Source organism: Novosphingobium mississippiense (assembly GCF_044029535.1).
Lineage (GTDB): Bacteria > Pseudomonadota > Alphaproteobacteria > Sphingomonadales > Sphingomonadaceae > Novosphingobium.
The window spans coordinates 1,570,737-1,597,484 of record NZ_CP147001.1; the positions used below are offsets into that span (position 1 = coordinate 1,570,737).

At 64.1% G+C, this 26,748-nt stretch carries 24 protein-coding genes; 14 read left to right on the plus strand and 10 right to left on the minus strand.

Annotation, left to right across the window (positions count from 1 at the left end):
* Positions 1-37 precede the first annotated feature (37 nt).
* The 6 genes from tyrS to WBP06_RS07380 all read left to right on the plus strand — a co-directional run bounded on the left by tyrS (position 38) and on the right by WBP06_RS07380 (position 7,042).
* Positions 38-1,267, plus strand: a complete 1,230-nt coding sequence (tyrS, locus tag WBP06_RS07355; RefSeq protein WP_395333338.1) for a tyrosine--tRNA ligase — start codon at positions 38-40, stop codon at positions 1,265-1,267.
* 118 nt (positions 1,268-1,385) lie between these two features.
* The gene (locus tag WBP06_RS07360; RefSeq protein WP_395333341.1) at positions 1,386-1,724 is read left to right on the plus strand and encodes a PilZ domain-containing protein; all 339 of its coding nucleotides are present in this window, start codon (positions 1,386-1,388) and stop codon (positions 1,722-1,724) included.
* A 169-nt stretch (positions 1,725-1,893) separates the two neighbouring features.
* Entirely contained in the window at positions 1,894-4,029 is a 2,136-nt protein-coding gene (locus WBP06_RS07365) for a TonB-dependent receptor (RefSeq protein WP_395333344.1), read from the plus strand.
* A gap of 63 nt (positions 4,030-4,092) precedes the next feature.
* Positions 4,093-5,409 (plus strand): MFS transporter, encoded by a 1,317-nt coding sequence (locus tag WBP06_RS07370; RefSeq protein WP_395334078.1) that lies wholly within the window; start codon positions 4,093-4,095, stop codon positions 5,407-5,409.
* Positions 5,406-6,323 carry a cysteine synthase A gene (gene cysK, locus WBP06_RS07375; RefSeq protein WP_395333346.1) on the plus strand — a complete coding sequence of 306 codons (918 nt, stop codon included), beginning with the start codon at positions 5,406-5,408 and terminating at the stop codon, positions 6,321-6,323. Before WBP06_RS07370 ends, cysK begins: the two co-directional genes overlap by 4 nt.
* A gap of 20 nt (positions 6,324-6,343) precedes the next feature.
* Positions 6,344-7,042 carry a dienelactone hydrolase family protein gene (locus WBP06_RS07380; RefSeq protein WP_395333348.1) on the plus strand — a complete coding sequence of 233 codons (699 nt, stop codon included), beginning with the start codon at positions 6,344-6,346 and terminating at the stop codon, positions 7,040-7,042.
* Positions 7,043-7,143: 101 nt separating this feature from the next.
* Here WBP06_RS07380 and WBP06_RS07385 read toward each other — a convergent pair whose 3' ends face one another.
* From WBP06_RS07385 to WBP06_RS07395, 3 genes are all read right to left on the minus strand, one after another.
* Positions 7,144-7,482, minus strand: a complete 339-nt coding sequence (locus WBP06_RS07385) for a hypothetical protein (RefSeq protein WP_395333350.1) — start codon at positions 7,480-7,482, stop codon at positions 7,144-7,146.
* 431 nt (positions 7,483-7,913) lie between these two features.
* On the minus strand, positions 7,914-8,291 hold the full coding sequence (gene hisI / locus WBP06_RS07390) for a phosphoribosyl-AMP cyclohydrolase (protein WP_395333352.1): 378 nt from the start codon (positions 8,289-8,291) through the stop codon (positions 7,914-7,916).
* Between the two features lie 362 nt (positions 8,292-8,653).
* Positions 8,654-9,394, minus strand: a complete 741-nt coding sequence (locus tag WBP06_RS07395; protein WP_395333354.1) for a ComF family protein — start codon at positions 9,392-9,394, stop codon at positions 8,654-8,656.
* Positions 9,395-9,552: 158 nt separating this feature from the next.
* On the opposite strand from WBP06_RS07395, the gene WBP06_RS07400 reads away from it, so the two are divergent.
* Positions 9,553-10,320: a methyltransferase domain-containing protein gene (locus WBP06_RS07400; protein ID WP_395333356.1), complete on the plus strand. Its 768-nt coding sequence runs from the start codon at positions 9,553-9,555 to the stop codon at positions 10,318-10,320.
* Between the two features lie 51 nt (positions 10,321-10,371).
* Here the strand turns inward: WBP06_RS07400 and ppdK are convergent, their stop codons facing one another.
* The 3 genes from ppdK to WBP06_RS07415 all read right to left on the minus strand — a co-directional run bounded on the left by ppdK (position 10,372) and on the right by WBP06_RS07415 (position 16,139).
* The gene (gene ppdK / locus WBP06_RS07405) at positions 10,372-13,035 is read right to left on the minus strand and encodes a pyruvate, phosphate dikinase (protein ID WP_395333358.1); all 2,664 of its coding nucleotides are present in this window, start codon (positions 13,033-13,035) and stop codon (positions 10,372-10,374) included.
* 72 nt (positions 13,036-13,107) lie between these two features.
* Positions 13,108-15,225 (minus strand): glycine--tRNA ligase subunit beta, encoded by a 2,118-nt coding sequence (gene glyS, locus WBP06_RS07410; protein ID WP_395333360.1) that lies wholly within the window; start codon positions 15,223-15,225, stop codon positions 13,108-13,110.
* Complete coding sequence (locus WBP06_RS07415; protein ID WP_395333362.1) at positions 15,222-16,139, minus strand: glycine--tRNA ligase subunit alpha; 918 nt, start codon at positions 16,137-16,139, stop codon at positions 15,222-15,224. Before WBP06_RS07415 ends, glyS begins: the two co-directional genes overlap by 4 nt.
* A 178-nt stretch (positions 16,140-16,317) precedes the next feature.
* On the opposite strand from WBP06_RS07415, the gene WBP06_RS07420 reads away from it, so the two are divergent.
* The 5 genes from WBP06_RS07420 (at position 16,318) to ychF (ending at position 20,684) form a co-directional block, all read left to right on the plus strand.
* Positions 16,318-17,211 (plus strand): TraB/GumN family protein, encoded by an 894-nt coding sequence (locus tag WBP06_RS07420; RefSeq protein WP_395333364.1) that lies wholly within the window; start codon positions 16,318-16,320, stop codon positions 17,209-17,211.
* A 7-nt stretch (positions 17,212-17,218) separates the two neighbouring features.
* Positions 17,219-18,073: a TraB/GumN family protein gene (locus tag WBP06_RS07425; RefSeq protein ID WP_395334080.1), complete on the plus strand. Its 855-nt coding sequence runs from the start codon at positions 17,219-17,221 to the stop codon at positions 18,071-18,073.
* 149 nt (positions 18,074-18,222) lie between these two features.
* On the plus strand, positions 18,223-18,834 hold the full coding sequence (locus tag WBP06_RS07430) for a 50S ribosomal protein L25/general stress protein Ctc (protein WP_395333367.1): 612 nt from the start codon (positions 18,223-18,225) through the stop codon (positions 18,832-18,834).
* Positions 18,835-18,941: 107 nt separating this feature from the next.
* Positions 18,942-19,511, plus strand: coding sequence for an aminoacyl-tRNA hydrolase (pth, locus tag WBP06_RS07435; RefSeq protein WP_395333369.1), 570 nt, complete (start codon positions 18,942-18,944; stop codon positions 19,509-19,511).
* A 72-nt stretch (positions 19,512-19,583) separates the two neighbouring features.
* Positions 19,584-20,684 carry a redox-regulated ATPase YchF gene (gene ychF / locus WBP06_RS07440; RefSeq protein WP_395333371.1) on the plus strand — a complete coding sequence of 367 codons (1,101 nt, stop codon included), beginning with the start codon at positions 19,584-19,586 and terminating at the stop codon, positions 20,682-20,684.
* Positions 20,685-20,688: 4 nt separating this feature from the next.
* Here the strand turns inward: ychF and WBP06_RS07445 are convergent, their stop codons facing one another.
* A complete protein-coding gene (locus WBP06_RS07445; RefSeq protein ID WP_395333374.1) occupies positions 20,689-21,126 on the minus strand; it encodes a MerR family transcriptional regulator in 438 nt (145 codons plus the stop codon).
* A gap of 41 nt (positions 21,127-21,167) precedes the next feature.
* Here WBP06_RS07445 and WBP06_RS07450 point away from each other — a divergent pair, with 41 nt between their 5' ends.
* On the plus strand, positions 21,168-21,923 hold the full coding sequence (locus tag WBP06_RS07450; RefSeq protein WP_395333376.1) for a glutaredoxin family protein: 756 nt from the start codon (positions 21,168-21,170) through the stop codon (positions 21,921-21,923).
* 43 nt (positions 21,924-21,966) lie between these two features.
* Positions 21,967-23,226, plus strand: coding sequence for an ectonucleotide pyrophosphatase/phosphodiesterase (locus WBP06_RS07455; RefSeq protein WP_395333378.1), 1,260 nt, complete (start codon positions 21,967-21,969; stop codon positions 23,224-23,226).
* Between the two features lie 29 nt (positions 23,227-23,255).
* Here WBP06_RS07455 and WBP06_RS07460 read toward each other — a convergent pair whose 3' ends face one another.
* The 3 genes from WBP06_RS07460 to mutL are packed head-to-tail and all read right to left on the minus strand — an operon-like array spanning position 23,256 to position 26,655.
* The gene (locus tag WBP06_RS07460) at positions 23,256-24,218 is read right to left on the minus strand and encodes a DUF2167 domain-containing protein (RefSeq protein ID WP_395333380.1); all 963 of its coding nucleotides are present in this window, start codon (positions 24,216-24,218) and stop codon (positions 23,256-23,258) included.
* A 50-nt stretch (positions 24,219-24,268) separates the two neighbouring features.
* Entirely contained in the window at positions 24,269-24,835 is a 567-nt protein-coding gene (locus WBP06_RS07465) for a hypothetical protein (RefSeq protein ID WP_395333382.1), read from the minus strand.
* Positions 24,832-26,655, minus strand: a complete 1,824-nt coding sequence (gene mutL, locus WBP06_RS07470; protein ID WP_395333384.1) for a DNA mismatch repair endonuclease MutL — start codon at positions 26,653-26,655, stop codon at positions 24,832-24,834. Before mutL ends, WBP06_RS07465 begins: the two co-directional genes overlap by 4 nt.
* Positions 26,656-26,748 lie beyond the last annotated feature (93 nt).

Here is a 26,748-nt window from a genome sequence, read left to right on the forward strand (position 1 = left end):
GCTAGGCGCCCCGCTCCCATTAACAAGAAGCACGGTCATGACCTACAAATCTTCCCTGCTCCGCGTCCTCGAAGAACGCGGCTACATCCACCAGACGACGGATGCCGAGGGCCTTGACGCCCTCGCAGAGAAGCAGATCGTGCCGGGCTATATCGGCTTCGACGCCACGGCAGCGTCGCTCCACATCGGCAGCCTCGTGCAGATCATGATGCTGCGCCGCCTCCAGCAGACCGGCCACAAGCCGATCGTGCTGATGGGCGGAGGCACCACGCGCATCGGCGATCCCACCGGCCGCGACGAAAGCCGCAAGATGCTGTCCGACGAAACGATCGAGACCAACATCAAGGGTATCTTCTCGATCTTCTCGCGCCTGCTGAAGTTCGGCGACGGGCCGACGGACGCGGTGATGGTGAACAACCAGGACTGGCTGGGTCAGCTTGGCTACATCCAGCTGCTTCAGGAAGTGGGCACGCACTTCACGGTGAACCGCATGCTCTCGTTCGATTCGGTCAAGCTGCGCCTTGAACGCGAACAGCCGATGACCTTCCTCGAATTCAACTACATGATCCTGCAGGGCTACGACTTCCGCCACCTCTGCAAGGAAAAGGACGTGCGCCTGCAGATGGGCGGCTCCGACCAGTGGGGCAACATCATCAACGGCGTCGAACTGACCCGCCGCATGGACAGCAAGGAGGTCTTCGGCCTGACGACGCCGCTGCTGACCACGGCGGACGGCGCCAAGATGGGCAAGTCGGCCGCCGGCGCCGTCTGGCTGAACGAGGAAATGCTGCCCAGCTACGACTTCTGGCAGTACTGGCGCAATTGCGACGACCGCGACGTGGGCAAGTTCCTGCGCCTGTTCACCGATCTGCCGCTGGACGAGATCGCCCGTCTGGAAGCGCTTGAAGGTGCCGCGATCAACGACGCCAAGGTGGTGCTGGCCAACGAAGTGACCAGGCTTTGCCGTGGTGACGACGCTGCCGTGGCGGCGGAAGCCACCGCAAAGGCCACCTTCGCCGGCGGCGGGCTTGGCCAGGACCTGCCGACGCTGGACGTTACCGGCGAAGGCGTCCGCCTCGGTGCGGCGCTCACCGAACTGGGCTTCACCGCATCCAATGGCGAAGCCAAGCGCAAGATCGGCGAAGGCGCCGTGAAGCTTGACGATGTGACGATGGACGATCCCGGCTTCCTGATTGAGGTCGCCACCGGAGAAACCCGTAAACTGAGCCTCGGCAAGAAGAAACATGCGGTGCTGCGCAGCGCTTGATCGCTGATCAGGCACACTTCACCCCGGCGGATATACAATATTCGCCGGGGTTTACGGATTGTTTGCCATTTTGATGCACTGTTCTGCCTCACGGCCATAACCAGAGGCGGACAAGGAAATGAGTGCAGGAGCACAGCTCTCTGTAACCGACAAACGGCGTGCGGCGCGCCACCCGGTCGATCACAAGCTGATTGCCGAACATCGCCAGATGGGCGACGTTCACCTGCATATCGTGAACTTTTCGGCCCAGGGCTTCATGTGCAAGGGCGAATTGGACCTTCAGCGCGGTGAACGCCTGGTCATGCGCCTGCCGGTGGTTGGCCGAATCGAAGCGCATATGATCTGGTCGCACGAAGGCCGATCGGGCTTTCAGTTCGAACGAATCATCCGCATCGACGATTTCCTGAAGCTGGTGGATACCACCCAGCCCAATCCCAGGCTGCGTCCGCGCCGCTGACGTTCCCGCCGACGAAGGGAACCAAACCTTTCAGGACATGAAGAAAAGCCGCCCGCATCGCTTTGGGCGGCTTTTGCGCGTATCGTTCATGATGCATCGCAACATGAATTTTCCGTCATGACGCAATTGACTATTGATATAGTATATCATCACTCCTAGCCAAAGGCCCATGAAGACGCCTCACGCTCGAATCGCTTTGCTGGCCTCTGCCGGCGCCTTGGCCACTCTTGCCGCGATTGCCACTCCCGGCACCGCCTTTGCAGAGACAGGTGCCGCATCGGCCGGCGCGGCGCCGGCCGATGCGGCGACCGACACCAGCAGCCACCCGCAGGACAGCGGGCCTGAAATCATCGTTTCCGGCCGCGTGATCTCGGGAAATGCCGATCCGATCAGTGCACCCGTGGTTCTGACCGGCGAGAGCCTGACGCGCGATCTGAAGCCCCAGATCGGTGAGATGCTGTCCAGCCTGCCGGGCGTATCCAGTACGGGCTTTGCGCCAGGCGTTTCGCGCCCCGTCCTGCGCGGCTTCGACGGTCCGCGCGTTCAGGTCCTGCTCGACGGTATCGGCTCGCTTGATGCCTCTTCGGTTTCGGCAGACCACGCCGTTTCGCTCGACACGCTGAATGTGGAGCGGATCGAGGTTCTCCACGGCCCCCGCGTGCTGCTCTACGCCAGCGATCCTTCGGGCGGCGCCGTCAACGCGATCGACAAGCGCATTCCGCGGGCCGTTCCCGACAAGGCTTTCACCGTCGACGCGCTTGGCTCCTACGGCACTGCCGCGAACATGCTGAACGGCGGGATCGCCACCAATGTCCGGCTGGCAAGCCGCCTGGTCGCCCACTTCGAGGCATCCTACTACCACAGCGATGACCTGCACGTGGGCGGCTACGTCCTTTCGCCGGAACTGCGGGCCGAAACGCTTGGCCAGGCCAGCGACCTTGCCGATGCCGGCGATGCGGCGGGCGCCGCCACCCTGACGACCCAGGCCAACCAGAAGGGCAAGATCGCCAACAGCGGCACCGAAGGCTGGACGCTCGGCGGCGGCCTTGCCTTCATCGACGACGGCGGCGACATCGGCGTTTCGGTGCAGCGCCTGGCCAACGACTATGGCATTCCGCCCCGTCCTTCGACCGATCCCGCGGCCACCAGCATCTCGCTGCGCCAGACCCGTATCGATCTGCGCGCCGGCCTGAACCTCACCGGCTTCCTCAAGCGCCTGGAAGTGCGCGGCGCTTACGGCGACTACGAACATGCCGAAATCGAGGATGGCGATATCGGCACCCAGTTCCACAACAAGGCCGTGGAAGTGCGCCTCCAGGCCGATCAGGCCAAGCGCGGCATCTGGAGCGGATCGACCGGGGTGCAGTACTCGTCCGCTCGCCTCGCCATCAGCGGCGACGAAGCCTTGCTGCCGGACAACAACACCGATCGCTTCGCCGTCTTCACGCTGCAGCAGCTGGAAGTGGGCCGTTTCGATCTGGAAGGCGCGCTGCGCTATGAAAATACCCAGATTCGCACGATCCCGTCCGACGAACATCGCAATTTCGACCAGTATGCCGCCGTTGCCGGCGTCGCCTGGCATGCGACCGACACGCTGACCTTCTCCGCCAACTATTCGCACGGCGAACGCGCAACTTCGGCCGAGGAGCTTTTCGTCGACGGGCTGCACGATGCCACCCAGTCGTACGAGCGTGGCAATCCCAACTTCACGGTTGAGAAAAGCAACAGCGTCGAAGCGGGCCTGCGCTACAACGGCAGCGCCTTTGTCGGTTCGGTGACGGTGTTCGGCACCAATTTCGACAACTTCATCACCGCAGTGCCCACCGGCGAAGTGATCGAGGATTTCCCGGTCTACCAGTACCTTCAGGCCCCTGCCCGCTTCCGCGGCGTGGAAGCCGAAGGCGCCCTGACTTTCGCGCGCTGGGGCGACAATTCGCTGAAGGCCGATGCCGGCGTCGACTACACCCACGCCAAGCTGGTGAACATGGGCCCGGTACCCCGCATTCCGCCGCTGCGCACGCGCGGCGGGCTGGAGTTCGACGCGCCGGCAGTCACCCTGCGCGGCGAAGTGGAATGGAACGCCAAGCAGGACCGCGTGACCGAGAACGAGAACCCGACCAGCGCCTTCACGCTCGTCAACCTCAGCGCGACCTGGCGCCCGATGGGCGAAAACGGCCCGGTCTCGCTGATCCTGGCGGCGGACAACCTGTTCGATGTCACCGGACGCCTCGCTGCCTCGGAAACACGCGATTTCGTGCCCATCTCCGGGCGGGACGTGCGCCTGACCGCCCGCTTTACTTATTGATCGAAAACATAACCTATCGACGGGTAGCGGCAGCATGACTTGGCAAGGCCCTGTCATGCTGCCATGCACCCGATCGTGAATACGCCACCCGACTCTTCGGGCGCCGCAGCGCAGCCCGCCCCGCCGCCCAGTTCGCCCCTACGCATCGCCGATTATCGCAAATTCTGGCTGGCGCGTTTCTTCCAGGTGCTCGCGTCGACCGGCATGGTCGTCATCATCGGCTACCAGCTCTATGACGTGGCCCGGTCCGACTATGCGATGTCGATCACCCAGGCCTCGTTCCAGCTTGGCCTGCTGGGCTTCGCGCAGTTCCTGCCCATCTTCCTGCTGACGCCGATCTCCGGCGTGATCGCAGACCGTTTCGACCGGCGCCGCGTCGCCGGCTTGGCCATGGCGATCGACATCGTGGTCGCGCTGGGTCTGGGCGTTGCCACCACGCTGGAATGGCGCAGCCTGCCGGTGCTCTACGTTTTCGCGGCGGTGCACGGCGCCGTCCGCGTCTTCGTCGCCCCGTCCATGAGCGCGATCGCACCGAACATCGTTCCGTCAGACCTGATCCCGCGTGCCATCGGCTTCAACTCCATTGCCATGCAGGCCGGCACGATCATCGGCCCGGCCGCCTTCGGCTTCCTGTTCGCCAGCCATCACGCGCTGCCTTACTGGATTGCGGCGGTACTGATGGCGCTTTCCGCCACCAGCATCCTGGCGATCCGCAACCTGCCCCCGGTCTCCAAGGATGCCCGCAAGGCGCATCCGCTGCGCCAGATCGTCGACGGGTTCAACTTCATCTGGCGCGAGCGCTTCCTGCTGGGCTGCATCACTCTGGACCTGTTTGCGGTCCTGCTGGGCGGCGCGACCGCGCTGATGCCGGTCTTCGCGCGTGACATCCTTCATGTCGGCCCCGAAGGCCTTGGCCAGATGCGCGCAGCGACCGCCGCCGGCGCCGCTGTAGTCGCGCTGTGGCTTTCGTTCCGTCCGCTGGCGAAGAACGTCGGCGTGAAGATGCTGGTCTCGGTCGCCGCTTACGGCGCCATGACCGTCGGCTTTGGCCTTTCGCGCAGCTTCATGGTCTCACTCGGGTTCCTCGCCTTGATCGGCGCGGCCGACATGATCTCCGTCTTCATCCGCAGTTCGCTGGTCCAGCTTCGCACGCCGGACGACAAGCGCGGCCGCGTCTCCGCCATTTCCGGTCTGGCCATCTCCGCCTCGAACGAACTGGGCGAAATGCAGTCCGGCGTGGCCGCCGCCCTGCTCGGCGCGACCGGAGCTGTTGTCTTCGGCGGCACCGCTGCCATAGTCATTACCGCCATCTGGGCCTGGGGCTTCCCCGAAATCCGCCGGGCCCGAACCTTCGCACCACGTTGGGAGCACGCATCATGAAGGCCGACAGCATTCTCTCCACGATCGGCAACACGCCGCACATCCGCGTATCGCGCCTGTTTCCGGACCATGAGGTCTGGATCAAGGCAGAGCGCGGCAACCCCGGCGGATCGATCAAGGACCGTATCGCCCTTTCCATGATCGAGGCTGCGGAAGCGGACGGTTCGCTGAAGCCCGGCGGCACGATCATCGAGCCCACATCGGGCAACACCGGTATCGGCCTGGCCATGGTGGCCGCGGTCAAGGGTTACAAGCTGATCCTGGTCATGCCCGAATCGATGTCGATCGAGCGTCGCCGCCTGATGCTGGCCTATGGCGCCACGTTCGACCTCACCCCGCGCGAAAAGGGCATGAAGGGCGCGATCGAGCGCGCGAAGGAACTGGTTGCGGAAACGCCAGGCTCCTGGATGCCGCAACAGTTCGACAATCCCGCGAACGTGTCCGTCCACGTGCAGACCACCGCACAGGAAATCCTGGCCGATTTCGCCGATACGCCGATCGACGTACTGATCACCGGCGTCGGTACCGGCGGCCACATCACCGGCTGCGCGGAAGCGCTGAAGAAAGTCTGGCCCTCGCTCAAGGCCTATGCGGTGGAGCCCACGCTCTCGCCGGTCATCTCGGGCGGCCAGCCCGGTCCGCACCCGATCCAGGGCATCGGTGCCGGCTTCATTCCCGGCAACCTTCATACCCAGTCGATCGCCGGCGCCATCCAGGTGGAAGCGGCCGATGCCAAGGAATGGGCGCGCCGCTGCGCGACCGTGGAAGGCATGCTGGTGGGCATCAGTTCCGGCGCCACGCTGGCCGCGATCGCGCAGAAGCTGCCGTCGCTGCCGGCCGGTTCGCGCGTGCTGGGCTTCAACTACGACACCGGTGAGCGTTACCTCTCGGTGCCGGATTTCCTTCCCGAGTAAATGACGGCCGGAGCAAATTGATGGACGCTATTGCCTATACCCACGCCGGCGTGGGCCTTACCGGGTGGCTTGCCCGCCCGGAAGGAACGCCGCGCGCGGCCGTGATCGTGTTCCCCACCATCGCCAACTACAACGCGCCCATGGAAAAGCGGGCGCGAATGCTGGCGGAACGCGGCTACCTCGCGCTGGTCGCGGATTTCTATGGAGAGCCGGTCGAAAGTTTCGAGGCGTCGTTCCCGCTTGCGGAAAAGCTGCGCGCCGATCTCGACCATTATCGCGGCCGGATTGCGGCTGCGATCGATACCCTGCGCAGCCTGCCGGAAGCGGCGGGCCTGCCGTTGCTGGGCATCGGGTACTGTATGGGCGGGCAGGCCGTTCTCGAAGCCGCGCGCGACGGGCAGGATCTGCTGGCCGCCGTCAGCTTCCACGGCACGCTTTCGACGGCCCGACCGGCGGAGCCGGGCACGATCAAGCCGCGCATCCTCGTCTGCCATGGCGATGCCGATCCGCTGGTGCCGCGCGAACAGGTTTTGGGATTCTGGGACGAAATGGACCGGGCCGGGGCCAACTGGCACTTCCATTCCTATTCCGGCGTCCGCCACGGCTTCACCGACCCCGGCAGCGACGCGCGCGGCATGGCAGCCATCGGCTATGACGCCAGCGCCGATCGCCAGAGCTGGGCGGCCATGGTCAGCCTGTTCGACGAAATTCTCGGCTAAAGCGCTTTCCAATCAGGTGGAATCACCTGATGAATGGGAAAGCGTGGCAAACCAAGATCGTGGCCGCCACATTCGGGCGGCCACGATCCCGTCATTCGGCCTTAGCAGCCGTGTGACTTGTCACCACCGCCGTGATGGCCGTGGTCGTTATCGTGACCCCAACCCCAGTGGTTGCCGTTGTCATGGCCACCCCAGTGGTTGCCATTGTCATGGCCCCAACCCCAGTGGTTGCCATTGTCATGGCCACGACCCCAGTTGTTGCCGTTGTCATGGCCGCGACCCCAGTTGTTGCCGTTGTCGCGACGGTCGTCGCCCCTGCCGAAGTAGCTGGCCAGATTGTACTTCTGGTTGCTGACGACAGAGTTACCGGGTTTCTGATCCGCCAATGCGGCGGTTGGAACGCCGGCCAGGAGGCCGACGGTCATTGCAACGATTGTCACTCGTCGGTTCATGACATTTCCCTTCCTTCTAATGCCCCGCGAAGCCTGTCCGACTTCCCTCTCCCTTGCCGACGCCGGGAAGACAGACGTTTCCGCCGAAGTTTCCCCGATGAAGGCACACGCACCTGACGACTGGTGACGGGGCAGGACACCAGCCTTGAAGCAGCCACGCGATTGCTTCTTGTCATCGTAGGACAGCGGATTTCCGCTAGAAATCAGTGCTGTCGCCAGGGAGCTTCGTCTTCCGGCATGATCCATACGAGCCCATTGCGGTCATCCGGACGAATGATGGGCTAAGCCGAAATTGCCAAAATCGGCGTCGATCCGAACAGGCCGCCGAAAGGCAAATTAAATCACCATTTTAAATGGTTAATGGAATCGCAACCATAATTCCCCGACGCCCCCCGACGACAGGATCTTTTGCGCGTCCGTCAGCTTTCGAATGATTCGAGCTGGTTATCGACGATTCGGCGGTAGAAGCAGCTGCGCGCGCCGGTGTGGCAGGCAGGCCCTTCGGGCTGGACCAGCAGTTCCAGCGCGTCCTGATCGCAATCGACTCGAATTTCCTGAACGCGCAGGAAATGGCCCGAGGTTTCGCCCTTCAGCCAAAGTCTCCCGCGCGATCGGGAGTGGAAATGGGCAAGCCCCGTCTCCCGCGTCTTGGCCAGCGCCTCTTCATCCATATAGGCAACCATCAGGATTTCCCGAGTGCGGGTATCCACCGCGATCGCGATCAGCAACCCATGTGCATCGAACTTCGGAAGAAATTCGCTGCCCTGTTCGCGTTCTGCCTTGCTGATCTCTCGCATTCTGGAAATTTCCCTCCGCTTTTCCCGCAGGCCATGAATGTTGCAGGATAACCACAGCCGGTGATCAAAATCCCCGTAACGCCCTCAAGCCTCTTTTCAACCCCCGGGTTTACGTCGATTGTCGACCTGCAGCTGGGGGGCTGCTTCCGACCACAGGTCGCTGACCGGTAACCACGCTTCACGCGAAGGTTTCCAGGAAACAAGCGCCACGGTTCAGGGAATGTCGGCCGGTCTGGTCGACGCAGAATGAGGGATCGGACCAGGCGGCCTGCAGGGGGGCCGCCGAACCGCGAAAGCGGGGTCTACCAGTTTCGTCACGAGAACGCCCGGAGCCTTCGGTTCCGGGCGTTTTCGTTTTCCCGTCACACGCTGTCCAGCGCCTCATCCAGCACACGTGCAAAGCAGGCGATCACCACCTGTTCGGCGCCGCCGCGCTTCAGTGCGGACACGCAAGCCTCGCTGGTGGCGCCGCTGGTGAGCACGTCGTCCACCAGCACGATCCTGGCGCCTTGCACGCGCTGCCGATGGCGCGTGGGAATGGTGATCGCGCCCGACAAGGCACGCTGCCGCGCCTTGCGGCCCAACCCGCCCAGGGAAGGCGTGGCCTTGCGCCGCTCAAGCAGGTCGACCGCAAGCCGCGCCCCACGCAACCGTGCAATCGTCCGCCCCAACTCCGCCGCCTGGTTGTATCCGCGATGCCAGATCCGCCAACGATGCAGCGGCACCGGCACGACCAGCCACGCCTCATCGACCTGCGGCAGGCGGGCTGCCATGAAGCGCCCCATCATTCCGGCCAGCGCCAGGCGGTTGCCATGCTTCAGCGCAAGGATGAGCTTGCGCGAGGTTGCATTATACAGCGTCGCTGCCGCGATCCCGTCATGGCGCGGCGGTTGCGCCATGCAAGGCGCGCAGATCAAGCCATCCGGAATGTCTTCGGCAAAAGGCCGGGAACAAGTGGCGCAGGACGGATCGCCCGGTATCGCCAGCGTGTCCCAGCACTTCGGGCATAGCCCGATCTGCGCGGCGATCGCGGCACCGCACAAGGGGCAGCGCGGCGGGTAGACCAGATCGATCACAGGGGCAAAGGCGGCGGCAAGTGACATTGGTCCGCCAACTTATTTCCGCGCGAGGCAAGCTCAAGCTACAAGCTGTTCATCCTGGCCCCCAGTTTCGCCAATGTCCCGCCCATGTGCGTCCAATGTCCACCTCATGCCGCTCAGCATGGTTGCGCAAGCCGCGCCGACGCGGCAGGGATCGCTCGATGGCTGAAACCGCTCCCCCCGCTCCGCCCCGCATCTTTTCCGCCCCTCGCCGCGTCGCCACCCGCCGCCGCGCGCTGGCGCTTCAACGGCTGCCGGATGCGCCGCATTACCTGCTCGACGACATGGTGGAGGACGTGGAGGAGCGCCTGTCTTTCCTCCGGTTCGAGCCCAAGCGTGCACTTGTCATTGGCGACTGGACCGGAAGGCTGGCGCAATCGCTGGCAGCGCAAGGCGTGGACGTGGTCGAAGCCGAACCGGCCGCCGGGTTCAACGAGGAAGTGCCCTATCCTTTCGACGGCTTCGACCTGATTGCCAGCCTGGGCACGCTGGATACCGTGAACGACCTTCCCGGCGCACTGATCCACGCCCGGCGCGCGCTTGCGCAGGGCGGAATGATGATCGCCAGCTTCCTGTCCTCGGGCAGTCTGCCCAAGCTGCGCGAGATCATGCTGGCCGCCGATGGTGATCGCCCCGCCGCCCGCATTCACCCGATGGTGGACGTGCGCGCCGGCGGCCAATTGCTCCAGCGCACGCTTTACGCCGATCCCGTGATCGACCAGCGTCCGCTTCAGGTATCTTTCCGCAGCCTAGATCGGCTGATCGGCGATCTGCGCGCGCAAGCCCTCAGCGGTGTGCTAGCCGACCCCGGGCCGCCGCTCGGAAAGGAGGGGCTTGCCCGCGCCCGCCAGGCTTTCGCGGAATCCGGCGAGAATGGGCGGACCATCGAAACGTTCGAAATCCTGACCCTATCCGGTTGGAAGAAATAAGAAAAAGGCCGGGAGTTACCCCGGCCTTTTTCGTTTTCAGTGCAATGCCCGTCAGGCCAGTGCGGCCTGCGCGGCAGCCAGTCGCGCGATTGGCACGCGGAACGGCGACGCACTGACGTAATCGAGGCCCACCTTCTCGCAGAACGCGATCGACGCCGGATCGCCGCCGTGCTCGCCACAAATGCCAAGCTTCAGATCGGCATAAGTCGCGCGGCCACGTTCGGCGCCCATCTGCACGAGCTGGCCCACACCCTCGATATCGAGGCTGACGAACGGATCGCGCGGGTAGATACCCTTTTCGACATAGGGGCTGAGGAAACGCGCCGCATCATCGCGCGAAACGCCCAGCGTGGTCTGCGTCAGGTCGTTGGTGCCGAAGGAGAAGAACTTCGCTTCTTCGGCAATCTCGCCCGCCATCAGCGCAGCGCGCGGCAGTTCGATCATCGTGCCGACCATATAGTCGAGCGTGCGGCCCTTCTCGGCAAAGACCTTTGCGGCGGTCTCGTCGACGACTTTCTTGAGGATCTGCAACTCGCGCTTGGTGGCGACGAGCGGGATCATCACTTCCGGTACGATGGCCTCGCCCGAAGCGGCAGCGACTTCGCAGGCAGCTTCGAAGATCGCGCGAGCCTGCATCTCGTAGATTTCGGGGAACGTGATGCCCAGACGGCAACCGCGATGGCCCAGCATCGGGTTGAATTCGTGCAGTTCATCCGCGCGGCGCTTCAGCGTGTCGATGCCGATGCCGATCGTTTCCGAAAGCTCCGCAAACTCGGCATCGCCGTGCGGCAGGAACTCGTGAAGCGGCGGATCGAGCAGGCGAATGGTCACCGGCAGGCCGGCCATGACCTCGAAGATGGCGATGAAATCGGCACGCTGTTCGGGCAGCAGCTTTTCCAGCGCGGCGCGACGGCCGGCTTCGTCTTCGGCCAGAATCATCTGGCGCACGGCGGAGATGCGGCCGGCGTCGAAGAACATGTGCTCGGTACGGCACAGGCCGATGCCTTCGGCGCCGAACTGGCGGGCCATCTTGCAGTCGGCAGGCGTCTCGGCGTTGGTGCGCACCTTCATGCGGCGGTGCTTGTCGGCCCAGACCATCAGCGTGGCGAAATCGCCCGCCAGTTCCGGCTCGATGGTGGGCACTTCACCGGCCATGATGTCGCCGGTGGCGCCATCGAGGGTGATGATATCGCCTTCCTTCAGCTCACGGTTGCCCATGCGCAGGGTGCGGGTCTTCATGTCGATCGACAGGCCCGAAGCGCCCGAGACGCAGGGACGGCCCATGCCGCGCGCCACGACCGCCGCGTGGCTGGTCATGCCGCCGCGCGCCGTAAGGATGCCCTTCGCGGCGTGCATGCCGTGAATATCCTCAGGGCTGGTCTCGACGCGGACGAGCACCACGGCCTCGCCCATTTCCGCGCGCTTTTCAGCGGTATCGGCATCAAGCACGATCGCGCCCGAAGCCGCGCCCGGCGACGCCGGCAAGCCCTTGCCCAGAATGTCGCGGGCAGCTTTGGGGTCGAGCGTGGGGTGCAGAAGCTGGTCCAACGCCATCGGGTCCACGCGCTTGATCGCGGTGGCTTCGTCGATCAGGCCTTCTTCCACCATGTCGACCGCCATCTTGAGCGCGGCCTTGGCGGTGCGCTTGCCCGAACGGGTCTGCAGCATCCACAGCTTGTTGCGCTCAACGGTGAACTCGATGTCCTGCATGTCGCGGTAATGCTTCTCCAGAAGCTCGAACACCGCGGCAAGCTCGGTGTAGGCCTCGGGCATCGCCTCTTCCATCGACAGCGGCTTGGCACCGGCACGCTCGCGCGCAGCCTTGGTCAGGTACTGCGGGGTACGGATGCCGGCAACGACGTCCTCGCCCTGCGCATTGACCAGCCATTCGCCGTAATAGGCCTTCTCGCCGGTCGCCGGGTCGCGGGTGAAGGCAACGCCGGTGGCCGACGTATCGCCCATGTTGCCGAACACCATGGCCTGCACGTTGACGGCCGTGCCCCAGTCGCCCGGGATGTCGTTCAGGCGGCGATAGACCTTGGCACGGTCCGAATCCCAAGAATCGAACACGGCCTGGATCGCGCCCCACAGCTGCTCATGCACATCCTGCGGGAACGGGCGGCCGAGTTCTTCCTCGACGATGCCCTTGTATTCCTTGACGATGGCCTTCCAGTTCGACGCCGTCATTTCGACGTCGTTCATGTAGCCATTGTCTTCCTTGGCGATCTCCAGCGCTTCTTCGAAGCGGCCGTGGTCGAGGCCGAGAACGACGTCCGAATACATCTGGACGAAGCGGCGATAGCTGTCCCACGCGAAACGCTCATCGCCGGAAGTCTGGGTCAGACCCTCTACCGTGGCGTCGTTGAGGCCCAGATTGAGAACGGTGTCCATCATGCCCGGCATCGAAACGCGCGCGCCCGAACGGACCGAGACGAGCAACGGATCGGCGGCATCGCCGAAGTTCTTGCCGACGGTTTTCTCGATATGCGTCAGCGCCTGGGCAACGTCGGCACGCAATTCGGCCGAGAAGTCGCCGCCTTCGGCAAGGTACTTCACGCATTCTTCGGTGGTAATGGTAAAACCCGGGGGCACCGGCAGGCCGATCCCGGCCATTTCGGCAAGATTAGCACCCTTGCCGCCGACTACGACTTTGTCGCGCGCGCGTGCGTCTTCATTTTTGACACCGCCGCCGAACGTGTAGACCTGCCTGCTCATCTATCCCCTGACTTTCCTGTCCTGGTTGATAAAACTCTTCGAGAACTGGTCCGAAGTTATGTGGACCAGCCCCTAGCCTTCGATCTTCGAAAAATCCGCCACGTTGTGCACTGCAGCACGGAATCGATCAAGCAAGGCCAGCCTTGAATGGCGCTTGATCGGGTCGGCGTCGTTCACCGTGACATGTTCGAAGAAAGCATCGATGGGCGCGCGCAGCGAAGCGAGCGCGGACATCGCCGAAGCAAAGTCCTCTGCCTCAACCGCGCGGGCCGCCTGCGGTTCCGCCGCCGTCAGCGCATCGATCAGCGACTGTTCGGCAGGCTCCGCCGCGTAGGGCAGCACCTGCTCCGCCGCGTGACGGTCCGCCATCTTGGCGGCAACAACCGAGGCGAGGTCGGGATCGTCGACAGTTGCGAGTGGATCCTCTTCGCCAGTGCGGGAGATTTCGCCCTCGATGCCGTGCCAATCCTCCTTCTTGAGGATGTTGGCGGCGCGCTTGTAACCGGCCAGCAGGTTCACGCCGTCGTCGGTCGAGACGAAAGCCTGAAGCGCATGGACACGGGCGAGAAGGCGGACGAGATCATCTTCACCACCCAGCGCGATCACCGCGTCGATCAGGTCGTGACGGACGCCCGCCTCCTTCTGCTGGACCTTCAGGCGGTCCACGAAGAAGTCTAACAGATCACCCTCGGCCACTCCGAAGCGCAGGTTGTTGTCGGTGATCAGGCGAATGATGCCCAGCGCGGCACGGCGCAACGCGAACGGATCCTTGGATCCGGTCGGCTTCTCGTCGATGGCAAAGAAGCTGCGGAGCGTATCGAGCTTGTCGGCCAGCGCCACGGCCACCGTCACCGGGGCGGAAGGCACTTCGTCGCCCTGCCCAACCGGCTTGTAGTGATCGCGGATGGCATCCGCCACGGCACCGGGAAGACCTTCGGCACGGGCGTAATAACCACCCATAAGCCCTTGAAGTTCAGGGAATTCACCGACCATCTCGGTGACGAGATCAGCCTTGCAAAGTTCCGCTGCCTGACGCGCCAGCACCGGATCGCAGTTCAGCACCACGCCTTCGCTCGCCAGCCATTCGGCCAGCTTGGCCACGCGCTCGACCTTGTCGGCGACGGTGCCCAGCTTTTCATGGAAAGTGATGCGGGCCAGCTTTTCGGCATGGACCGAAAGCGGGGTCTTGCGATCCTGCTGCCAGAAGAAGCGCGCGTCGGAGAGGCGCGCGGCCAGCACCTTACGGTTACCATCGACGATCGCCGCGCCACCATCGGTCGCGACGATATTCGCCGTGCAAATGAATGCGTTGGCAAGCGAACCTGCGGCGTCCTCGCAGACGAAATACTTCTGGTTCACGCGCGCGGTAAGCTGGATCGTCTCGGGCGGAACTTCCAGAAAGTCTTCCTCGAAACGTCCGAGCAGCGGCACCGGCCATTCGGTGAGGCCGGCGTTCTCGATCACGAGGCCTTCGTCGTCCACCAGCACGAGGCCGGCAGCAGTTGCCGCTTCGTGTGCCTTGGTGCGGACGATGTCCTGGCGTTCCTCATGGTTCACGAGGACGTGGGCAAGGCGCAGCTTGTCCGCATAGTCATGCGCACCGCCGACGGTGATTTCACCGGGCGCGTGGAAGCGATGGCCCTTGGTCACGTAACCAGAGGCGACGCCGCCCACTTCGCATTCGACCAGATCTTCACCCAGCACCGCAACGATGCCCGAGAGCGGGCGTACCCAGCGCAGCGATTCGGTTGAGAGCGAGGCCTTGCCCCAGCGCATGGACTTCGGCCACGGGAACGCGCGAACGATGGCGGGGATCGCCTCTGCCAGCACGTCCTTCACCGCACGGCCGGGCTTTTCGACGACCGCGAAGTAGGTGTCCTTGCCCTTGAGGTCGCGGATTTCCAACTGGTCCTTGGTGAGACCGGTCTTGCGCAGAAAGCCTTCCAGCGCCTGCTCGGGCGCGCTGGTGGCGGGGCCCTTGGTTTCCTCATGCACGGCTTCGGTTGCCAGCGGCAGGCTGCGCGCGATCAGCGCGAGGCGGCGCGGCGTGGACCACACCGAAACCTCGGAAACGGCAACGCCGGCCGTTTCCATTTCCTTGCGGAACAGCTTTTCCAGGTCGGCGCGGGCGCCGGCCTGCATGCGGGCGGGAATTTCCTCGGAGCGGAGTTCGAGAAGAAAGTCGGTCATGCGCTCCACCCCGGGAACTTGGCTTCCCACTGGTCCTTGTTCTTGTCGATCCAGGCCTTGCACGAACCCTTGGCAAGTTCGCGCACGCGGCCGATGTAGCTGGCACGCTCCTGCACGGAGATCACGCCGCGCGCCTGCAACAAGTTGAAAAGGTGCGAAGCCTCGATCGCCTGGTCATAGGCCGCCAGCGGAATTTCCGCCTCGATGCAGCGCAAGCACTCGGCCTCTGCCGCCTTGAAACCGGCGAACAGCGCTTCGGTGTCGGCAATCTCGAAGTTGTACTTCGACTGCTGCTGCTCGTTGGCGAGGAAGACGTCGCCGTAAGTGACGCCCTCGTTGTTGAAGCGCAGGTCGTAGACCCAATCCACGCCCTGAATGTACATCGCCAGACGTTCAAGCCCGTAGGTCAGTTCGCCTGCGACCGGCTTGCAGTCATAGCCGCCAACCTGCTGGAAATACGTGAACTGCGTCACTTCCATGCCGTCGCACCAGACTTCCCAGCCCAGGCCCCAGGCGCCCAGCGTCGGGCTTTCCCAGTCGTCCTCCACAAAGCGGATATCGTGCGCCAGCGGGTCGACGCCGATCGCGGCGAGGCTCTGCAGGTAGAGTTCCTGCAGGTTCTCTGGATTCGGCTTCAGGATCACCTGATACTGGTAATAGTGCTGAAGACGGTTCGGATTCTCGCCATAACGACCGTCGGTCGGGCGGCGCGAAGGCTGGACGTAAGCCGCCTTCCACGGTTCGGGCCCCAGCGCGCGCAGCGTGGTCGCGGGGTGGAACGTGCCCGCCCCCATGCGCATGTCGTAGGGCTGAAGAATGAGGCATCCCTGCTTGCTCCAGAAATCATGGAGCGTCAGGATCATATCCTGAAAGCTGAGCGGCTGCCTGTCAGTGGAGGGCGCGGCGGTCGACATCGAAATCCCGTCAAAACTCATGGGCACGCGGCCTTTGGCGGATCGAACCCGGCAAATCAACCGCGCAAAACGACGGTATGATGACTGAGAGCGCTACCCTGAGCTTATCGGGCCCGCTAATGCGCTGTGCGACGGGTTGTTAATGCCGCGTTTGTTCCTGCCCCTTCATGGAATGACGATGATATCCTTCCGAAAGTCCCGCTTCCGCCTTGCCCTGGCAACCGCCCTCGGCCTTTTCGCCGCGACGCCCTCTATCGCGCAGGAAACCGCGCCCGCGCGCCCGGCGATGTGGAAGATCGCGGACAAGGACACGACGATCTATCTCTTCGGCACGATCCATATCCTGCCGGAAGATACGCACTGGTTCACCGGGCCGGTGAAGGACGCCTTCGATTCGTCAGACCTGCTGGTTACCGAAACCAACACGGACTCTCCCGAATCGCTGCAGAAGCTGTTCATTGAAAAGGGGATGCGCGCCGATGGCACGTCGCTGAGGGCCAGCCTTCCGCCTGAAGAGCGCGCCGCCTTCGAGAAGGCGCTCAGCGGCATGGGCCTGCCCACTGAAGCCTTCGATCCGTTCGAGGCCTGGTACGCCGGCCTGCTGCTTTCGTTGCTGCCCCTCAAGGCTGCCGGTTTCGACAAGGCCAATGGCGTGGAAACGCTGATCGACGCCAAGGCTGCGGAAGAGCACAAGGCGCGCAAGGCGCTGGAGACGCCCGAATACCAGATCGAACTGTTCGACGGCATGCCCGTCGACAGCCAGAACCGCTATCTGGGCGAAGTGCTGGACCAGTTGCCCACGCTGCGCGAGGATGTTGCCAAGGTGGTGACCGCATGGAAGGCCGGCCGGGCCGACGAACTGGCACGCCTGTTGAACGAGGACGAATCGGACGAAGCCATGCGCAAGGCCTTCATCACCGACCGCAACGCCACGTGGGCCAAGTGGCTGGAAGCCCGCATGGAGGAACCCGGCACGGTCTTCGTTGCAGTGGGTGCAGGGCACCTTGCCGGCGAGGGTAGCGTGCAGGATCAACTCGCGAAGGCCGGCATCAAGGCAACAAGGGTGCAATAACAAGGTGATGCGCGCATTCTTTGCCCTTCTGGCGAGCATCGCACTCGCCGCCTGCGCCCAGCAGCCTGAGCCCGCAACGCCGGCGCTCTGGCATGTCGAAGGGCCGAACGGCCAGCAGGCATGGCTATTCGGCACGATCCACAGCGTGAAGCGGCCCATTGCGTGGGAGACGGCGGAAGTGCGCAAGGCGCTCGCCGGGTCAGACATCATCATGGTCGAAGTGGGCAACCTTGCCGATGAGAAAGCCGTCGCTGCCACTTTCGCCCGGCTTGCCAAGAGTGATGACCAACCAGCTCTTTCACAACGTATTTCTGCACAACAACGCCCTACCCTGGCCGCCCTTCTGAAACGTGGCGGTTATTCCGACGGCGACTTCGCGCAGATGGACACCTGGGCCGCCGCCCTCACTCTCGCCCGGATCGGCGCCAGCGATGAGGACAGCCGTAACGGCGTCGATCGCGCGGTGATGGGCGAAGCGGGCGCGAAGCCCGTCGTCGAACTGGAGGGCGCCGAACGCCAACTCGGCCTGTTTGACAGCCTGCCCGAACGCGACCAGCGCGACTTGCTTGGTTTCGTCGTCACCGACCAGCAGGGGGACGACGACAGTCGCCTTGCCGACAGCTGGCGCAAGGGTGACATGGCGGCGATCGAGAAGGAAACCCGCCGCGGAATGCTGGCCGATCCCGAACTGCGCGCCGTGCTCTTCACGGGCCGCAATCAGGATTGGGCCGGTAAAATCGGCCACGCCATGCAAGAAGGCCGACGCCCCTTCGTTGCCGTGGGCGCAGCACACATGGCCGGGCCGGATGGTTTGCCCGCGATGCTCGCCACACAAGGCTTCAAGGTCACCCGCATCGAATAGCGGTTACCGCACTTCGCTTGCATTTCCGCCGATTCCGCATTAAGGGCGCGCGCTTCCCGTCATGGTCATCCCTGGAGGCGTGGCGGGACGGCGCGGGCCGATGAGCGGACCGATGCCGTATTGATATCCAGTTTTGAAAGGCAAGTCCCATGAGCGATACGCTTAACCTGCCGGCCGAGACGCGTGAACGGGCTGGCAAGGGAGCCTCCCGTGCTCTGCGTCGTGATGGCCGCGTTCCCGCCGTCGTCTACGGTGGCAACGAAGAACCCATCGCGATCCACGTCGAGGAAAAGGAGCTGACCCGTCAGCTCATGACCGGCCACTTCTTCAACTCGATCGTCGAAGTTGAAGTTGGCGGCAAGAAGCTGCGCACGCAGCCCAAGGACGTTGCCTTCCACCCGGTCAACGACCGCCCGCTCCACGTCGACTTCCTGCGCCTGGGCGCCAACGCGACCGTGCACGTGAACGTGCCCGTCGTGTTCGCCAACGAGGAAGCTTCGCCGGGCCTGAAGCGCGGCGGCGTGCTGAACGTCGTCCGTCACGACCTTGAACTGGTCTGCGACGCCGACAAGATCCCGCACGAAGTCTCGATCGACGTGACCGGCTTCGACGTGGGCGAATCGATCCACATCAGCCACGTGAAGCTGCCCAAGGGCGTTGCTTCGGCGATCACCGACCGCGATTTCACCATCGCGACGATCGCTGCTCCCTCGGCTCTGAAGAGCGCCGAAGGCGACACGACCAAGGACGAAGCCGAGTAATCGGACCGTTTTAGCAATCGGCCTCTTCCGCCCCGGTTCGTCCGGCGCGCGGGAGGGGCCTTTTGTTTTTGGGGGATCGACCCCGCTCTTTCTGGATCAGCTAAGCCATGCAGCTTTGGGTCGGCCTCGGTAATCCCGGACCGCAATATGCGATGAACCGCCACAACGTCGGCTTCATGGCGGCGGATGCGATTGCCGAAATCCACCGCTTCGGCCCGGTCCAGAAGAAATTCCAGGGCTGGCTGCAGGAAGGCCGCATCGGCACCGAAAAAGTGCTGCTGCTGAAGCCCGCCACTTTCATGAACGAAAGCGGCCGCGCCGTCGGTGAAGCGATGCGCTTCTACAAGCTGGCGCTGTCCGACCTCACCGTCTTCCACGACGAGCTGGATCTTGCCCCGTTCAAGGTGAAGGTGAAGCAGGGCGGCGGCCATGCCGGGCACAATGGCCTGCGCTCGATCGACCAGCACCTTGGCCCCGATTTCCGCCGCGTGCGTCTTGGCATCGGCCACCCCGGCCACAAGGATCGCGTACACGGCTACGTCCTCGGCAACTACGCCAAGGCCGAAATGGATCCTCTTGCCGGCATGCTGGGCGCCGTCGCCGCAGAGGCCGATCGCCTGACCGCCGGGGACGACGTTCGCTTCATGAACGATGTCGCCCTGCGCCAACAGGACTGAAGCGGGTCGCGGACTCGCCATTCGGCGCGACTGACGCTAAGGCGCGCTCAATCATTTCTTCCGGAGTTACACATGGGTTTCCGTTGCGGAATCGTGGGCCTGCCGAATGTCGGCAAGTCGACCTTGTTCAATGCGCTCACCGAAACGCAGGCGGCGCAGGCGGCCAACTATCCGTTCTGCACGATCGAGCCCAACGTCGGCCAGGTCGGCGTGCCCGATCCGCGCCTCGACAAACTGGCCGCGATCGCCGGTTCGGCCAAGATCATCTCCACCCAGCTTTCCTTCGTGGACATCGCCGGCCTGGTGCGCGGCGCATCGAAGGGTGAAGGCCTGGGCAACCAGTTCCTGGGCAACATCCGCGAAGTGGACGCCGTCGTCCATGTGCTGCGCTGCTTCGAGAACGACGACATCCAGCACGTCGACAACAAGGTCGATCCGATTGCGGACGCCGAAACGGTTGAGACCGAACTGCTGCTTTCCGACCTCGAAAGCCTGGAAAAGCGCGTTCCCGCCGCCCAGAAAAAGGCCGCGCAGGGCGACAAGGAATCGAAGATCATCGCTTCGGTCCTCGGCCAGACGCTGGAACTGCTGCGCGACGGCAAGCCAGCGCGCCTGACCCAACCGAAGGACGACGATGAGGCCCGCGTGTTCGCGCAGGCCCAGCTGCTGACCGCCAAGCCGGTGCTCTACGTCTGCAACGTGGAAGAAGAAGCGGCTGCCGAAGGCAATGAGTTCTCCGCCCGCGTGTTCGAAAAGGCCAAGGCTGAGGGCGCCACCGCCGTCATCGTTTCGGCCGCGATCGAATCGGAACTCGTCGGCATGGATATCGAGGAACGCATGGTGTTCCTGGAGGAAATGGGCCTGCACGAAACCGGCCTCGCCCGCATCATCCGCGCCGGTTACGATCTGCTGGGCCTGCTGACCTTCTTCACCGTCGGCCCCAAGGAAGCCCGCGCCTGGACCGTGCACAAAGGTGCCAAGGCCCCCGAAGCCGCCGGCGAAATCCACTCCGACATGCAGCGCGGCTTCATCCGCGCCGAAACCATCGCCTATGACGACTATGTCGCGCTGAACGGTGAAGCCGGCGCCAAGGAAGCCGGCAAGCTGCGCCAGGAAGGCAAGGAATACATGGTGCACGATGGCGACGTCATGCACTTCAAGTTCAACGTCTGATTGTTCAGGCGGCGCAGGGTTTCGGCCCTGCGCCGCATGTTGCCGTTTCCTCGAACGCTTCGAGGATCGGACACGGCCCCTCTTCCGACCCCGCACATTCGTGGGCAAGTCGCCGCAGCGACTGACGGGCCGCTTCCAGTTGCGCGATCTCGCGATCAAGCGCCGCCAGTCTTACCTCCGCCATTTCGCGCGCCCTCGGCCGGTCTCCGGTGTGATCGAGGCTGATCAGCTCGGCAATCTCGTCGAGGATGAAGCCCGCCGCCTTGGCCGATCGGATGAAACGCAGCCGCCGCACATCTTCATCGCCGTAGTGCCGCTGCCCTTTCGCGCCGCCGGTCGCCGCCGGGCGAGGATCGTGCAGCAGTCCCTTGCGCTGATAGAACCGCACCGTCTCGACACCTACACCGCCCGAGCGGGCCAATTCGGAAATCGTCAGGGCCATGCTTGACTCCGTACTATGGTACGGAAGGTATAGCCTTCTCCATGACGCAGCAACAGAACGGAAAACCGACGGCGGTACTCCACCGCATGGTCATGGAAAAGCACTCGTGCCCCTGGGGCATCAAGTCGAAGCACTTGCTCGAAAAGCTGGGCTACAAGGTGGAGGATCACTGGCTCACCACGCGCGAGCAGACCGATGCCTTCAAGGCCGCGAACGATGTCGCCACCACCCCGCAGATCTTCATCGGCGGCAAGCGCATCGGCGGCTATACGGACTTGCGCGCGCATGTCGGCCTGAAAGTCCACGATCCGAAAGCCACGACCTACCGCCCCGTGCTTGCCGTGTTCGCCACCGGCCTTGGCCTTGCGCTAGCGGCCAGTTGGGCGGCGTTCGACACGCCCTTCACACTGCGCACCGCAGAATGGTTCGTCTCAATGACGATGATGCTGCTCGCCATGCTGAAGCTGCAGGATGTCGAGCAATTCTCGACGATGTTCCTTGGCTACGACCTGCTCGCCAAGCGGTTTGTGCCGTACGCCTACGCCTACCCGTTCCTGGAATTCGCAGCCGGCGCGCTGATGACCGCGCATGCCCTGCCCTGGCTGTCGATCCCCATCGGCCTCGTCATCGGCGGCATCGGCACAGTCTCTGTATTCTACGCGGTCTATATCCAGAAGCGCGAGTTGAAGTGTGCCTGCGTCGGCGGATCGGGCGCGGTGCCGCTGGGCTTCGTTTCGCTGACCGAGAACCTGTTCATGGTCGCCATGGCGATCTGGATGCTGGCACGGATGGCCTAACCCGCCATCGACCTGTCATGATCGGGGGGCTAAGGGCGCGGGCATGAAGACGCTCCTCCCCCTGATCGGCGCGCTCGCCGCGCTCTCTTCGCCTGTCATCGCCAAACCGAATGACGCAAAACCGGAAGTCAGCCGCGAGCCGGTGGTCATCCTCGTTTCCATCGACGGGTTCCGGGCCGACTACCTTGACCGTGGGATCACGCCGAACCTCTCGGCGCTTGCCGCCAAGGGCGTGAGCGCATCGATGCGCCCCTCGTTCCCCAGCAAAACCTTCCCCAACCATTGGGCATTGGTGACTGGCAAGGTGCCGGACCGCAACGGCATCATCGCCAATGGCTTCGAGGATCCTGCCCATCCCGGCGAGAAATTCACGATGTCGAGCGATGAGCCCTATTGGTGGGACGAAGCCGAACCGATCTGGGTCACCGCCGAAAAGGCCGGCATCCGCACTGCGACGATGTTCTGGCCGGGATCCAACGTGGCATGGGGCGGCACCTGGGTGACCGAGCCGTGGAAGGAAGCCGTCGGAGGCACGCGGCCGAGCGATTGGCAGCAGTACAACCGCGCCGTCTCTCCAGCGCAGCGCGTCAACGCCGTGCTCGACTGGCTGCGCCGCCCGGCAGCAACACGCCCCAAGCTGGTCACGCTCTATTTCGACGATGTGGACACGGCCGGCCACCACTATGGCCCGGACGACGCGCATACCAATGCCGCCGTGACCGAAGTGGACAGCGACATCGGCAAGCTGGTCGCCGGGCTGCGCGAACTGGGCCAGGCCGCCAACGTGATCGTCGTGGCCGACCACGGCATGGCCGCCGTATCGAGCGAGCGCAGCATCGCGCTCGACCAGGTGGCCGATCCCGCACTTTACAAGGCGGGCGACACCGGGCCTTTCGCGGCGCTCACGCCGACCGAGGGCAATGACGCGAAGCTCGCCGCCGTACTGCTGAAACAGCACGATCATATGCAGTGCTGGCGCAAGCAGGACATTCCCGCCCGCCTGCACTACGGCCGCAACCCACGCATCGCGCCCTATTTCTGCCTTGCCGAGACCGGCTGGATGATCAACGCGACCAAGCCGGACAAGCCCTCGACGGGCGGCGCCCACGGGTTCGACAATGCGGCACCGGAAATGGCGGCGCTGTTCATCGCATCCGGCCCGGCCTTCGCGGCCGACCGCAAGCTGGCGGCGTTCGACAATGTCGACGTGGCCCCGCTGCTGCGCGACCTGCTCGGCCTGCCGCAAGCCACGGACGGCGATGGCGATGACGCACCGTTCAAGCCGGTGCTGAAGGCGAAGTAGGAAAACCTACCCCGCCTTCCGAAATGTCATCAGGCGTCTGAAACGTCGCTGCCGGCCGGTTCGTCCCGGTCGGCAGTTGCCTGTTCGGCAGCCGCGCGGCGGCCGAACAGGCCGCCGATCTTCTTGCGAAGTACGGCAAAGCCGGCGATCACGGCGACGGCTATCGGCTTCAGGAACTTCAGCAGGATCGCCAGCAGGCCCAGCTTCTTGGCGACGGCAACACCCACACCCGCCGCAACCAGACCGCCGATGCCGTATTCGGCCGTCTTGTCGGTTGAAGAATCGTAATCCTGATAGCGCGAACCCGCGTCGAACGCCGCGTGATCGGCAAACGCCGTCGCCGCCTGCCGCACGTCGCCAAGGTGGTCCATCGATGAAACGAGATTGAGGCTCAGCACGCCGTGTCGCCCCAGCGTGCGCACATCGTAGTTCAGGCTATGGACCTTCTCGTCGCCGAAGGCGATATCCTGCGCCCAGACCACCGAATGCGTGCCGGCGTCGTACTTCGGCTGTTCCGCCCAACCGGCCAGATGCATCGGCGAATAGCCGTCTGCCTTGCGCTGTTCGTTGCGCTCGTCCTCACCCTCGCGCATCTGCGACAGCAGTTCGGTGTAGTCCACCTTGCCGGCATCTTCGTCGTTTACGAAGCCGGTATCCTCATAGGTGACGACCGCGCCCCAGGCATCGCTCAGCGGCGATGTGCCGGCCGGCATCACCAGCCCCAGCACGCCTTCCGCCACTTTCGGCGGATTACCCCAGATTTCGACGATAATCTTGCGCGCATCGTCCGGCCCGTAGAAGTCGTAGGCCGATCCCAGATCCAGCGTCGCATGGGCCGCCGCAATGGCGATCTTGCCATGCTGCGGATGAAGCGATTTCGCTGCCGCCACTGCGGCGGGCGGCAGACTGGCTTCCTCTTCCGCGGCCCATGCCGGCGAACCGGCAACACCAATGAGCGCCGCAACCGCGACGCCCAGCAAACGCACCTTCATGAATTTTCCCCATTCAATGAATGGGCATAATGCCGATGCAGCCCAGCGGGTCAATCGCCAGAGGCAGTATCCCCGCCGGTTTCATCAGCAGTTTCAGATGCTTGCCCCGGCGTGGCGGTACACGTCACCTCTCCATCGGCAAGGAAGGCCACGCGCTCCTGCGAATCGTGAAGGACCAATCGCGCCGGCCAGTGCGTATGGTTCGATCCGCCGACGCGATCGGGCAGGCTGACCAGATCGACCCATGTTGAGAGGCCGACGTAAGTTGTGCGCGCATTACCCGGTAATTGCGCACTTTCCAGCTTGGCAGCGTAACGCTTCAAGTCCCCTTCGATGCGCATGAAGCCTTCTTCGGCATTGCCGATGAAGATCGGATCGGCCTCACCCTGCTTGCGGAACCGGCAGCCGGGCTTGTCGAGGCCGTAGCGTTCCACGTCAACGCTGGTGATGGGCTTGGGAACGATGGGCTTGAACGGTTCCTTGCTCATCCGTTCGACCATCGCGACGTCATGCGCGTCCTCGGCATCCTTGCGGGCCGGATCCTCCCGACCGCAAGCAGAAAGGGAAGCCAATGCGGCAAGGCTGAGGCCAAGGGCAAGCACGGTGGAGCGCGTCATTTTCGTCCGAACAGCTTCTCGATATCCTGATGTGCCAGCTTAACCCACGTGGGGCGGCCATGGTTGCATTGACCCGAACGCGGGGTACGCTCCATTTCGCGCAGCAAGGCGTTCATTTCGGCTACCGAGAGCGAACGCCCTGCCCGCACCGACCCGTGGCAGGCCATCGTCGCCAGCACCAGATCCAGCTTTTCACCCAGCAACAACGCGTCGCCGTTCTTGGCCAGATCGTCGGCAACGTCCTGGACCAGCGCGTGGACATCGCTCTTGCCCAGTACCGAAGGGACCGCGCGGACCAGCATCGCGCTGGGCCCGAAGCGTTCCAGCGTCAGGCCGAATTTCGCCAGATCGACAATCTTGTCTTCCAGCGCATCGCAGGCCGCTTCTTCCAGTTCGACGACTTCGGGCAGCAACAGCGCCTGGCTGCGCACCATCGCGTCCTCGGCACCGGCCGCCTTCAGCCGTTCCAGCACAAGGCGTTCGTGCGCGGCATGCTGGTCGACGATGACCAGCCCGTCTTCCGCCTCCGCGACGATATAGGTTCCCGCCACCTGCCCGCGCGCGACGCCCAGCGGATAGCTGATTTCTTCCTGCGGCTCCTCGGGCGCGACTTCGGCGCGGCCCGAAGGCTCGGCCATGACTTCGGCCTCATAGGAACGCCAGGCCGTGCCTGCCTCGGCCAGTCGCGGCGCGGCAGGGCGCGTCGGCGTGGGCGCATATTGGCGCGCGAACAGCGAACCAAGCGCCGGGGCGGGTTCCGGCGCGCGCGGCGCCACTGGCTCGACCTGCCACATGTTCATCGCGGCGGCTTGCGGCGGCTGCGCGCTCTTCTGCCCGGACGATTCAAGCGCATGGCGCAGCGCGCCGACCAGGAAGCCGCGAATGAACGCGGGATCGCGGAAACGCACTTCCGTCTTGGCGGGATGGACGTTTACGTCGACTTCCTCAGGTGGAAGCTCAAGAAACAGCGCCAGCACCGCGTGACGATCGCGCGCCAGCATATCCGAATAAGCGCCACGCACCGCGCCTACCAGCAGGCGATCCTTCACCGGCCTGCCATTGACGAACAGATACTGATGATCGGCCACGCCGCGATTGTAGGTGGGCAATCCTGCCACGCCGGTCAGCCGCGCGGTGCCGCGCTCGGCATCGATCAGCACGCCATCGTCGGCCAGTTCGCGCGCGACCAGACGGGCCACGCGCGATGCCAGTTCCTCACGCGGCTGCACCGCCAGAACGCGGCGGCCTTCGTGTTCCAGCACGAAGCCGATGTCGGGCCGGGCCATGGCAAGCCGGCGGACGACATCCTGACAGGCGGCATATTCCGAACGCGGCGAACGCAGGAACTTGCGCCGCGCGGGAACCTTGCCGAACAGGTCCTCCACCCGAATCCGCGTACCCGGGGGCAGCGCCGCAGGCGAATCGGTGGCGACCTGTCCGTGATCGACCACGCGCTTCCAGCCTTCGGCGGCATCGTGCGGGCGACTTTCGATGGTCAGCCGCGCGACCGAGCCGATGGAGGGCAGCGCCTCACCCCGGAATCCCAGCGTGGTCACCAGTTCGATCGCTTCGTCGGGCAACTTCGATGTGGCGTGACGCTCCAGCGCCAGCGCGATTTCGTCCGGCCGCATGCCGCAGCCGTCGTCGGTGACCTCGATCAGGTCCAGCCCGCCGGAGGCAAGGCGCACGGTGATCTCGGTCGACCCGGCATCGATGGCGTTTTCGACCAGTTCCTTCAGCGCCGCGGCAGGCCGTTCAACCACCTCGCCCGCGGCGATGCGGTTGACGAGATGCTCTGGCAGGCGACGGATCGTGGGCATTTTCAGGTCTCGCGTTCGGCCAATCGCCAAGGGGCGGGAGGAGGGCATGGGGGCGCTCGGCAGCGCGCAGATCATTGACGCGAAGCCGCATTC

Bases quoted from the DNA above. Each gene is read 5' to 3' on its own strand.
- tyrS (WP_395333338.1), top strand. From the start codon at position 38: ATGACCTACAAATCTTCCCTGCTCCGCGTCCTCGAAGAACGCGGCTAC.
- WBP06_RS07360 (WP_395333341.1), top strand. From the start codon at position 1,386: ATGAGTGCAGGAGCACAGCTCTCTGTAACCGACAAACGGCGTGCGGCG.
- WBP06_RS07365 (WP_395333344.1), top strand. From the start codon at position 1,894: ATGAAGACGCCTCACGCTCGAATCGCTTTGCTGGCCTCTGCCGGCGCC.
- WBP06_RS07370 (WP_395334078.1), top strand. From the start codon at position 4,093: ATGCACCCGATCGTGAATACGCCACCCGACTCTTCGGGCGCCGCAGCG.
- cysK (WP_395333346.1), top strand. From the start codon at position 5,406: ATGAAGGCCGACAGCATTCTCTCCACGATCGGCAACACGCCGCACATC.
- WBP06_RS07380 (WP_395333348.1), top strand. From the start codon at position 6,344: ATGGACGCTATTGCCTATACCCACGCCGGCGTGGGCCTTACCGGGTGG.
- hisI (WP_395333352.1), bottom strand. From the start codon at position 8,291: ATGCGAGAGATCAGCAAGGCAGAACGCGAACAGGGCAGCGAATTTCTT.
- WBP06_RS07395 (WP_395333354.1), bottom strand. From the start codon at position 9,394: ATGTCACTTGCCGCCGCCTTTGCCCCTGTGATCGATCTGGTCTACCCG.
- WBP06_RS07400 (WP_395333356.1), top strand. From the start codon at position 9,553: ATGGCTGAAACCGCTCCCCCCGCTCCGCCCCGCATCTTTTCCGCCCCT.
- ppdK (WP_395333358.1), bottom strand. From the start codon at position 13,035: ATGAGCAGGCAGGTCTACACGTTCGGCGGCGGTGTCAAAAATGAAGAC.
- glyS (WP_395333360.1), bottom strand. From the start codon at position 15,225: ATGACCGACTTTCTTCTCGAACTCCGCTCCGAGGAAATTCCCGCCCGC.
- WBP06_RS07415 (WP_395333362.1), bottom strand. From the start codon at position 16,139: ATGTCGACCGCCGCGCCCTCCACTGACAGGCAGCCGCTCAGCTTTCAG.
- WBP06_RS07420 (WP_395333364.1), top strand. From the start codon at position 16,318: ATGATATCCTTCCGAAAGTCCCGCTTCCGCCTTGCCCTGGCAACCGCC.
- WBP06_RS07425 (WP_395334080.1), top strand. From the start codon at position 17,219: ATGCGCGCATTCTTTGCCCTTCTGGCGAGCATCGCACTCGCCGCCTGC.
- WBP06_RS07430 (WP_395333367.1), top strand. From the start codon at position 18,223: ATGAGCGATACGCTTAACCTGCCGGCCGAGACGCGTGAACGGGCTGGC.
- pth (WP_395333369.1), top strand. From the start codon at position 18,942: ATGCAGCTTTGGGTCGGCCTCGGTAATCCCGGACCGCAATATGCGATG.
- ychF (WP_395333371.1), top strand. From the start codon at position 19,584: ATGGGTTTCCGTTGCGGAATCGTGGGCCTGCCGAATGTCGGCAAGTCG.
- WBP06_RS07445 (WP_395333374.1), bottom strand. From the start codon at position 21,126: ATGGCCCTGACGATTTCCGAATTGGCCCGCTCGGGCGGTGTAGGTGTC.
- WBP06_RS07450 (WP_395333376.1), top strand. From the start codon at position 21,168: ATGACGCAGCAACAGAACGGAAAACCGACGGCGGTACTCCACCGCATG.
- WBP06_RS07455 (WP_395333378.1), top strand. From the start codon at position 21,967: ATGAAGACGCTCCTCCCCCTGATCGGCGCGCTCGCCGCGCTCTCTTCG.
- WBP06_RS07460 (WP_395333380.1), bottom strand. From the start codon at position 24,218: ATGAAGGTGCGTTTGCTGGGCGTCGCGGTTGCGGCGCTCATTGGTGTT.
- WBP06_RS07465 (WP_395333382.1), bottom strand. From the start codon at position 24,835: ATGACGCGCTCCACCGTGCTTGCCCTTGGCCTCAGCCTTGCCGCATTG.
- mutL (WP_395333384.1), bottom strand. From the start codon at position 26,655: ATGCCCACGATCCGTCGCCTGCCAGAGCATCTCGTCAACCGCATCGCC.